9 protein-coding genes are annotated in these 8756 nt (G+C 65.9%); 3 read left to right on the plus strand and 6 right to left on the minus strand.

From position 1 onward, the window contains the following. Window positions 1-4: 4 nt before the first annotated feature. The 4 genes from D3H34_RS20875 to D3H34_RS20890 form a co-directional block, all read right to left on the minus strand. Window positions 5-1201: an ABC transporter substrate-binding protein gene (locus D3H34_RS20875; protein WP_119556170.1), complete on the minus strand. Its 1197-nt coding sequence runs from the start codon at window positions 1199-1201 to the stop codon at window positions 5-7. 99 nt (window positions 1202-1300) lie between these two features. Beyond that, window positions 1301-1624, minus strand: a complete 324-nt coding sequence (locus D3H34_RS20880) for a 2Fe-2S iron-sulfur cluster-binding protein (RefSeq protein WP_119556161.1) — start codon at window positions 1622-1624, stop codon at window positions 1301-1303. An 11-nt stretch (window positions 1625-1635) separates the two neighbouring features. Next, window positions 1636-3084 carry a glutamine synthetase family protein gene (locus tag D3H34_RS20885; RefSeq protein ID WP_119556162.1) on the minus strand — a complete coding sequence of 483 codons (1449 nt, stop codon included), beginning with the start codon at window positions 3082-3084 and terminating at the stop codon, window positions 1636-1638. Between the two features lie 8 nt (window positions 3085-3092). After that, window positions 3093-4424: an aromatic ring-hydroxylating dioxygenase subunit alpha gene (locus tag D3H34_RS20890; protein ID WP_119556163.1), complete on the minus strand. Its 1332-nt coding sequence runs from the start codon at window positions 4422-4424 to the stop codon at window positions 3093-3095. A 295-nt stretch (window positions 4425-4719) separates the two neighbouring features. On the opposite strand from D3H34_RS20890, the gene D3H34_RS20895 reads away from it, so the two are divergent. Beyond that, complete coding sequence (locus D3H34_RS20895; RefSeq protein WP_070061340.1) at window positions 4720-5454, plus strand: GntR family transcriptional regulator; 735 nt, start codon at window positions 4720-4722, stop codon at window positions 5452-5454. Window positions 5455-5475: 21 nt separating this feature from the next. Here D3H34_RS20895 and D3H34_RS20900 read toward each other — a convergent pair whose 3' ends face one another. Then, on the minus strand, window positions 5476-6282 hold the full coding sequence (locus tag D3H34_RS20900) for a metallophosphoesterase (RefSeq protein WP_119556164.1): 807 nt from the start codon (window positions 6280-6282) through the stop codon (window positions 5476-5478). Between the two features lie 128 nt (window positions 6283-6410). Between D3H34_RS20900 and D3H34_RS34300 the strand changes: the two genes are divergently transcribed. After that, entirely contained in the window at window positions 6411-6584 is a 174-nt protein-coding gene (locus tag D3H34_RS34300; protein WP_167481247.1) for a hypothetical protein, read from the plus strand. A 37-nt stretch (window positions 6585-6621) separates the two neighbouring features. On the opposite strand, the gene D3H34_RS20905 is transcribed toward D3H34_RS34300, so the two are convergent. After that, window positions 6622-7605, minus strand: a complete 984-nt coding sequence (locus tag D3H34_RS20905; RefSeq protein ID WP_119556165.1) for a LysR family transcriptional regulator — start codon at window positions 7603-7605, stop codon at window positions 6622-6624. Window positions 7606-7728: 123 nt separating this feature from the next. On the opposite strand from D3H34_RS20905, the gene D3H34_RS20910 reads away from it, so the two are divergent. Further along, window positions 7729-8271: a hypothetical protein gene (locus D3H34_RS20910; protein ID WP_119556166.1), complete on the plus strand. Its 543-nt coding sequence runs from the start codon at window positions 7729-7731 to the stop codon at window positions 8269-8271. Window positions 8272-8756: the final 485 nt, after the last annotated feature.

Consider the following 8756-nt stretch of genomic DNA (forward strand, 5'->3'; position numbering starts at 1 on the left):
TTGCTTACTTGGGAGCGGCTTCCTTGGCCGGGTCCTTCACGCGCTCGAACTTGTCGAACTCCACGTTCACGAGCTGGCCGTTGGCACGCTCGGTCTTGCGGATGTAGACGGTCTGCACGATGTCGCGCGTGGCCGCATCGATCTCGATCGGGCCGCGCGGGCTCTCGAAGCTCAGGCCTTTGAGCGCGTCCATGAACTTGTCGCCGGCGGTGTCGCCCTTGGTCTTGGCCAGCGCCAGGTCGATGGCGGCCATGGTGTCGTAGGCGGTCACGGCGAAGTAGCTCGGGCGCAGCTTGGCGCCGTTGTCGGCGGCGAAGTCCTTCACGAACTTCTGGTTCTTCGGCGAGTTGTGCGCGAACGAGTAGTGGTGGCTGGTCACGAGGCCCAGCGCCACGTCGCCGGTGGCGTCCAGGTAGCTGTCGTCGGTGGCCTCACCGGTGGCGAAGAGCTTGATGCCGGCCTGCTCCATGCCGCGCTCCTTCCACACCTTGAGGAAGGCCGGCGGCATCACGCCCGAGGGGAAGAAGAAGAACACGGCCTGGGGCTTGGCGTCCTTGATGCGCTGCACGTAGGCCGAGAAGTCGGGGTTGTTCATCGGCGTGCGCACCTCGCCCGAAACCTTGCCGCCACCGGCGGTGAAGGCCTTCTTGAACGCGGTCTCGGCGTCGACGCCCGAGGCGTAGTCGGCGACCACGGTGTAGGCGTCCTTCACGCCCTGCTTGAGCATGTAGCGCGCCATCGGGTCGGTGACCTGCTGCACGGTGAACGACAGGCGCGCCACATAGGGCGAGCTGGTCGTGATGGCCGAGGAGGCGGCATTCATCACCAGCGTGGGGATCTTGGCCTGCGTGGCGATCGCGCCCACGGCGTAGGCGTTGGGGCTGAAGTCCAGGCCGGTGAGCACGTTCACCTTGTCGCGCACGATCAGTTCCTGCGCGATGCGCTTGGCGGCATCGGGCGCGGGGCCGGCGGTGTCCTTCTTGATGATCTCGACGGTGCGCCCGCCCACCTTGCCGCCGTGCTCCTTCAGGTACAGCGCGATGCCGGCGTCGAACTGGCGGCCGTAGTCGGCGTAGGGGCCGGAGTAGGTCGCGATGAGGCCGATGCGCAGCGGCTCGGCGCTTTGAGCCTGGGCGGCACCCGCCATGCCGAAGCCGGCGAGCAGCAGGGTCGAGAGGAGGGTTCTCTTGGTCATCGTCATCATGAAAAACGCCTTTCAGTGGGAGTGGAATGCGCCGCTCGGGCGCCGCTGGCTTGTAACCGGATGTTTGGCAGCGGGCGATGATGCCCGACGCGTTGGTCAGACCTGTGTATCGGGCACACGCACCGTGAGGCCATCGAGGGCCGCGCTCACGTTGAGCTGGCAACTCAGGCGTGAACTGGGCTGGCGCTCGGACGCGACGGCGTCGAGCAACGCGCTTTCCATGTCGTCGGGCGGCGGCAGCAGTTCGAGGAACGCGTCGTCGACGTAGACATGGCAGGTCGCGCACGAACAGCAGCCGCCGCACTCGGCGTCGATGCCGCGCACGTTGCCGCGGATGGCGGTCTCCATCACGCTGGCGCCGATCTTGGCGTCGACAGCGCGCGTGGTGCCGTCCTTGAGGATGTAGTGGATCGTGGGCATGAAGGCAGGGCTCAGAACATGTCGAAGTACTCGCGGTGTTCCCACTCCGAGACTTCGAGGTTGAAGCGGGCGATTTCCGCTTCCTTGATGTGGCACAGGTAGTCGATGAAGACCTTGCCCATCTGTGCGTTGAGCATCTCGTCCTGGCGCAGGCGCGCGAGGGCGTCGCTCAGCGAACGCGGCAGCTGTTCGGCCGGCGTTTCATACGGCGCGTCGGCCGAAGGACCGGGGTCGGTCTTGTGGCGGATGCCGTCCAGGCCCGAGAAGAGCTGCGACGCGAGGTACAGGTACGGGTTGGCCGTCGGTTCGCCCACGCGGTTCTCGATGCGCGTGGCGTTCTGCCCCGCACCGCCGAGCACGCGCAGCATCGCGCCGCGGTTGTCGCGCGCCCAGATCGCGCGGTCCGGCGCGAGCGAGAAGGGGCGGTAGCGGCGGTAGCCGTTGATCGTCGGGCTGGCCAGTGCAGCCGCACCCAGGGCATGGGCCTTCAGGCCGCCGAGGTAGTGCATGCCGATCTCGCTGAGGTCGCGCCCGCCCGGCTCGGGCATGAAGGCATTCACGCCGTCGCTCTTGCGGCGCAGCGACTGGTGCAGGTGCCAGCCGCTGGACATCACGTTCGGGATCTTCGGACGGCACATGAAGGTGGCGTGCAGGCCGGCGCGCTGGCAGATCTGCTTGATCGCGCTGCGCAGCAGCACCATGGTGTCGGCGGGCATCACGCCGGCTGTGGGGCCGAAGGTCAGCTCGAACTGGCTCGGGCCGAACTCGATCTCCAGCGAGCGCAGCGGCAGGCCGAGCGCGATGAGTTGCGAGCGCAGCAGCTCCATCAGCGTGTCGACGCGGTCGTAGCGCAGCTCGGTGAGGTACTGGTGGCCGTGCGAGAGCAGCGACACGCGCGGCGGCTCGCCGGGCTGGCCCGAGTCGGCCAGGCCCATGCGCGCGTCGTCGAGCTTGAAGACGTGGAACTCGACCTCGAGGCCGGCGATGAAGTCCAGCCCGAGCTCGTCGAGCTGCGTCACCGCGCGCTGCAGGATCTGCCGCGTTGCGAAGGGGCAGGGCCGGCCGTCGGCCATGTACGCGTCGCAAAGAATCCAGCCGGTGCGCGGCGACCACGGCAGGACCTTGAAGGTGGCGGGGTCGGCGACGATGGTGAAGTCCGCGCCGCCCTGCAGGCCCTCGATGGCGAAGCCGCCGCCCTGCGTGAACACGGGGAACACGGTCTTGTGCGAGGTGTCCTTGGCCAGCAGCGTGGAGGTGAGGTTCACGCCCTCCCACAAGGCCGAACGCGCCTCGGTGGCCACCAGCGTCTTGCCGCGCAGGATGCCGTGCTGGTCGGGCCAGGCGAAGCGGACCAAGTCTACCTCGCCGCTGTCGATGCGGCGCACCAGTTCCCTGGCCTGCGCGTGCTGATCGTCGGACCAGAGACCGAAGCGGTCGACGAATGTGTGGCTGCTGCTCATGGCCGTGCTCAGGCAGCCAGGCGGGCGGAGGCCCAGTCGGACTTCAGGCGTCGCGCGCGGTCGGCGTCCTGCCAGTAGGCCTCGGTGGCGGCTTCATCGACGACCTTGCCGATGCCGTCGATCGACGGCGGCCCGGTCATGGCGCTGGCCTGCGCGGCGTCGATGAGCATCGGCGCGGTCTCGCCGGCCAGCGTGGCCTCGATCGCCTTCACCAGCACGCGGCGGTAGGCAATGATGCCCTTGTCGGTGCTGCCCAGGTGCTCGCGCGTGCGGTCCTGGATGGCGCCCTGCGACTCCACCGCCCACTGGTCATGCACGTTGATGTCGTCGCCCATGCCGGTGTAGGTCTCGGTGAGCTGCTCTTCGATGCTGTAGCCGTAGTTGTTGCGCTTGTTCTTGCGCGAGGTGTAGTCGGGCAGCTCGTACAGCTTCAGGCGCTGGTCGCGCATCTGCTGCTTGTCGACCGGGCCGGTGAAGCTGGTGAACACGGCATACCAGTAGCAGTGCGTGTCGTCCACGGGCACGTGCCATTGCGAGATGGTCATCTCGGCGCTCATCGGGATCACGAAGGCCTGGGGGAACACCACGTTGGTCACGCGCACGTGCGTGGTGTCTTCGCTCAGCTTGCGCAGCGCCTTCAGGCGGAAGCCGTAGTCGGTGGGCTCCACGCTGATGTCGGGCCGGTCGTACTCGCGCAGCACCTTGGTGATCGGCATGTCGGAGTCGGCCGAGGCGCCGCGGAACTGCTTGCCGTAGCTTTCCGACGTGTCCTCATCCTCGAAGAAGCGGTGCAGGTACGAGGCGTGCGCGGGGTCGATGCCCACTTCGAGCGCCTGCAGCCAGTTGCACTCGAACAGGCCCTTGAACGCGAAGGTGTGGGTGTCGGGCGCGACGAAGCAGTCGAAGTCGGGGAAGGCCGGGGGCTCGCCCTCGCCGATGTACGCGAAGATCATGCCGGCCTTCTCGACCACCGGATAGGCCGACTGCTTGATGCGACTGCACAGCTTGCTGGTGGCGGGCTCGGCGGGGGTTTCCAGGCAGTTGCCCTTGGCGTCGAACAGCCAGCCGTGGAAGGCGCAGCGGATGCCGCCGTTTTCCAGCCGGCCGAAGGCGAGGTCGGCGCCGCGGTGCGGGCAATCGCGGTCGAGCATGCCGAGCTGACCGCTCTCGTCGCGGAACAGCACGAAGTCCTGGCCCATGAGCTTCACGGGCTTGACCGGGCGCGGGCCCGCCAGTTCGTCGGCCAGGGCCACCGGCTGCCAGTAGCGGCGCAGCAGCTTGCCGGCGGGCGCGCCGGGTCCGACGCGGGTGATGAAATCGTTTTGCTCGGCGCTGATCATCGTGCGGGCTCCATCGAGAGGTCTTTGTCAGAAGGCCTGCAGGCATTGCATGCAGTTGTATGCATTGTCTTGGTGATGTTTGACAAAGGTCAAACTTTCATCGACTTGTTTGCCCCGTTTTGGGGCTTGAAGCGGCCATATATAGGGTTAACTCTAGGATGCTTGTGTGTTTTTGACACATATTCAATTCGAGTGCATGCAACAACCGCGCCCGTTTGGCTATGCTGCGTGCAGTGGCGGGCGGGTCTCCTAGAATCCGCTCATTCATCCCCCTCTGCTGCCCTGGCGCCTTCCGATGGACTCCCAACAATCCCGCGTGCTCGTGCAACTGCGCGACCTGATCCTCAAGGGCGAATTCGTGCCCGGAGAGCGGTTGGCCGAGATCCCGTTGGCCGAGAAGCTCGGCGCCTCGCGCACGCCGGTGCGCCTGGCGCTGGCCAGCCTGGAGCACGAAGGCCTGATCGAGCAGTCGCCCAGCGGCGGCTACCAGATGCGCCGCTTCACCTCGCAGGAAGTGGCCGATGCGATTCGCGTGCGCGGCGTCATCGAAGGCTTTGCGGCCCGCCTGCTGGCGGAAGACGGCGTGTCGCGCCAACTGCTGCGCGACCTGAAGGACTGCCTGGAAGACGGCGACCGCGCCGTCAACAAGCCCAGCATGGAGATCGACGATTACGCCGCCTACGTCGAGATGAACGACCGCTTCCACAAGCTGATCCTCGAGGGCTGCGGCAACCTCGCGCTCAAGCGGGTGATGGACATGCTCGGCGGCCAGCCCTTCGCCGCGCCCAGCGCGATGCTGCCGATGCAGTCGTCGATGGAAGAGGGTCAGCAATGGATGCGGCAGGCGCATCGCACGCACCACGCGATGGTGCAGGCCATCGAGCGCGGCCAGGGGTCGCGCGCCCAGGCGCTGGGTGAAGAGCACGTCGAGATCGCCCGCATGAACCTCGACTACGCCCTGGAGCGGCCCGAGCTCGCGGCCGAACTCATGCCCGGCATCCGCCTCGTGGCCAAGGGGCGCACCGCCTGAGCGGCGGCGCCCGTCCGAGGATCAGTTGATCTCGATCAGCAGTTGGGGCTGGTACCCCTCCTGCTCCCCGTTGCTGCGGTAGCCCAGCGGATTGGCCACCACCCGGCAGCCGTCTTTCACATAGTCGAACGGGCAGTGCAGGTGGCCGTGCAGCCACAGCTGTGCATGCGGCAGCAACTCGTCGAGCGAATTGCAGAACCCCGCGGTGCCAGGCGTGAGTCCGTAGCGGGGATCGGCGCTCGCCAGGCTGGGCGCGAAATGGGTGATGGCCACGGTCGTGCCGTCATACGGCTGAGCCAGGGCATCGCGCAGCCAGGCCTGACAGGTGAGCGCTTGCTCTCTCATTTCGGCCGCCATGAAAGGCTTGCCGTTGCGCGTGGTGGCCATCTTCTCCAGATAGAAATCGGCTGCGCGCATCGCCTTGCCTTGCTTCTTGAGCGCTTCGGCCAGGCCGTCGCGGGGCTCGACCAAGGCGTCGAAGTCGGCCCACAGCGTGGTGCCGATGAAGCGGATGCCTTCGATGACCAGGGTTTCGCGCTCGAGCCAGAGGATGTCGAGCTCGTCGCACAGCGATCGCAGGCGGGCATGCGTGGCGTCGAAGTCGAGGTTGTCGTACTCGTGGTTGCCCGGCACATAGATCACTGGCGTCGGCCAGCCCTTGCGTGGCGAAAACCGGCCCAGGCCGAAGTCGGTGTCCGTCAGGCGGGAACCTTGCTGGTAGGAGCCGATGTCGCCCCCGAGTACCAGCAGGTCGGCGCCGGGGATGGGATCGGCATGGAAGCGCGGGTGGGATTCCAGGTGCAGGTCGGAGAGCAGTTGGAGCTTCATCGTCGGATCAGTCTAGGTGAATCGCACCATGCATGAGATGCATAACTTGGGGCTTGCTTTACTAGGGATTACCCTTAATCTAGAACCATCATCAATCACCCCGTCGCAGCCACGAGCCGCGCACCGTCATGTTCAGTCTTTTCGCCCAAGTGGCCCGCTTCTTCCGTTCGTCGTCGACCCAGACCCCCGCCAGCCACGCTGCCGCGCTGATGGAAAGCGCCGACAGCCGTGCCGGTCGTGGTGCGCACCACGCCCAGGAGCTGCGCGCCGCGGCTTCGGCCTGGCTCAGCGTCGTCAGGTAACTGACGGGGAGGCGCCGCCTCGTGCACGCCTCTTGAATCAAAGGGTCGGCCCCACCTGTCCGTGGACCGAGCCCGTGAACGCCGCGGCCGCCGAGCGCAGCAACGCCGTTCGCAACCATTCATGGGAATGTCCATGCTGGGCGCGCCGGTGCCAGATGGCATCCACGTGCACCGGTGGCTGATCGAATGGCAGATCGCGCACCACCAGTTGCTCCTCGATGCCGGTCACGCTCACGAAGTGACGCGGCAGCACCGCCAGCAGGTCGGAGTTCGAGACCACCCGTCCGGCGGTGAAGAACTGGTTCACCGTCACCGCGATCCGTCGCTCGCGACCCATGGCGCCCAGCGTCTGGTCGATGAAACCGTAGGGCCGCCCCGAAAAGCTCACCAGCAGGTGCCGCGCGGTGCAGTAGCTGTCGAGCGTCAGCGGTTCGGCCGCCAGCGGATGGCCGCGCCGCATCACACATACATATTGGCCTAGGTAGAGGCGTTGGGTCTCGAACGGCACTCCCACCCCCGACTGGCCGCGCGCCGCCAGGCTCGCAATCACGGCCGGAAAGTAGCCGATCGCCATGTCGACCTCTTCGTGCTCCAGCATGCGGCGCGGGTCGCGCGTGGTCAGCGGCAGCACGCGCAGCGAAATGGCCGGCGCTTCTTTTTCGGCGATCTTCACCAGTCCCGGCATGAGTTCGGCGGCCGTGGCGTCGGCCATGGCCAGCAGAAAGGTCGTGTCAGCGGTGCCGGCGTCGAATTCGCCCGGTGCCAGCGTGTGCTGCAGCTGGCGCAACGCGTCGCGCACGGTCGGCCAGAGCGCTTGGGCGCGCGGCGTCGGTTCCACGCCCGCGCCAGAGCGTCGCACCAACTCGTCGCCCAGCAACTCGCGAAGGCGGCGCAGCGAATTGCTCACGGCGGGCTGCGTGATCGACAGGTTGCGTGCGGCGCGCGTGAGGTTGCGCTCTGCCATCACCTCGTCGAAGACGCGCAGGAGGTTGAGATCGAATGTGCGGAAATTGACGTCCATCAGTCGTGTGAATGATAAACATCAGAAAGATAAAGTAGCCAAACACTGGGGTAATCCCTAATATCAGGACATCGGCCTTGTTCGCCACCACTGATTACCACTTGTCCCCAGGAGGGATGCATCATGACCAGCTTTGTCCACGTTGACCAACCCACCGAACATCCCGGCGTCCGTCGCGCTGAAGTTCTCTTCGGCCAGATCCAGGCCGCCCGTGCCGGCGCCAATGGCGCCCGTCCGCTGATCGCCCTGCTCGTGCTGGCCCTCGCGGCCGCCGTGCTGGTGGTTGCCGACAAGATCGTCTCCAACTGGGACGAAGGCGCGTTGCTCGCCGCATGGACTGTGTTCTGTGTCGCCGCCATTGCCTTGTTCGCGCTGTTTGTCGGTTCGGTGCGCCAGAGCAGCCTTGCCACGATGTGGCGCGAAGCCGCAGAGCGCCGCGCCGAAGCGCGCGCAGACGCCCGCTTCCTGGCGACGGCCCAGAGTGACCCGCGCATCATGCAAGAGCTGCAGGCTGCGGTCTGGCGCCAGCAGTCGGACGGCGTCGCGCCGGTCGAAGCCGTCGCGAAGGTCGACGCACTGGCCCGCATGAACCGTCGCTCGCAAGAGGTGCGCATGCCGACGCTGTACGAAGCGATGCGTCGCATGAACAGCTCGCGCTACTACTAAGCAAGAAGGCTGAGCCGAGCGCGGAAGTTCTCGGCCGCCTCGAGTTGGTTTCGGTGCCCGTCAGACGTATGTCTGCCGGGCACTTATCGTTTGGGGCTCAGGCGGCGCAGGTTGATGAGCGCCTCTGATGCCGAAGAGGTTTGACTGAGGCGCTGCGGGAGTTGCTCGATAGCGCCCTACGCCTTGAGGGTGTCGCCTCTATCTCTATATATGTAGAAGGGCTGGAGTGAGTCCGGTTCCTGGGAAGCGCTGAGCGAGATCGGGCGTTGCTTGGCGCGTCTCTAAGGCGAAGGACGGTTGCTTCTGCAGATTCTTTTCATCTTGTGCTGGCTGCGGCGCCAAAATGACATACACTAGAGGGCTTCGCTACTGAATACCTCTGGTGTTCGAAGCGATCGGGGCTCTCAGGAGTGCTGGTTGTGGATAGTGAAGAAAGTCTTCGAAAGTTGACGCGGTTTGAAAAAACAGTGCATAATCGAAGGCTT

It is taken from the genome of Acidovorax cavernicola, assembly GCF_003581445.1.

Bases quoted from the DNA above. Each gene is read 5' to 3' on its own strand.
- D3H34_RS20890 (WP_119556163.1), bottom strand. From the start codon at position 4,424: ATGATCAGCGCCGAGCAAAACGATTTCATCACCCGCGTCGGACCCGGC.
- D3H34_RS20895 (WP_070061340.1), top strand. From the start codon at position 4,720: ATGGACTCCCAACAATCCCGCGTGCTCGTGCAACTGCGCGACCTGATC.
- D3H34_RS20880 (WP_119556161.1), bottom strand. From the start codon at position 1,624: ATGCCCACGATCCACTACATCCTCAAGGACGGCACCACGCGCGCTGTC.
- D3H34_RS20910 (WP_119556166.1), top strand. From the start codon at position 7,729: ATGACCAGCTTTGTCCACGTTGACCAACCCACCGAACATCCCGGCGTC.
- D3H34_RS34300 (WP_167481247.1), top strand. From the start codon at position 6,411: ATGTTCAGTCTTTTCGCCCAAGTGGCCCGCTTCTTCCGTTCGTCGTCG.
- D3H34_RS20875 (WP_119556170.1), bottom strand. From the start codon at position 1,201: ATGACGATGACCAAGAGAACCCTCCTCTCGACCCTGCTGCTCGCCGGC.
- D3H34_RS20905 (WP_119556165.1), bottom strand. From the start codon at position 7,605: ATGGACGTCAATTTCCGCACATTCGATCTCAACCTCCTGCGCGTCTTC.
- D3H34_RS20885 (WP_119556162.1), bottom strand. From the start codon at position 3,084: ATGAGCAGCAGCCACACATTCGTCGACCGCTTCGGTCTCTGGTCCGAC.
- D3H34_RS20900 (WP_119556164.1), bottom strand. From the start codon at position 6,282: ATGAAGCTCCAACTGCTCTCCGACCTGCACCTGGAATCCCACCCGCGC.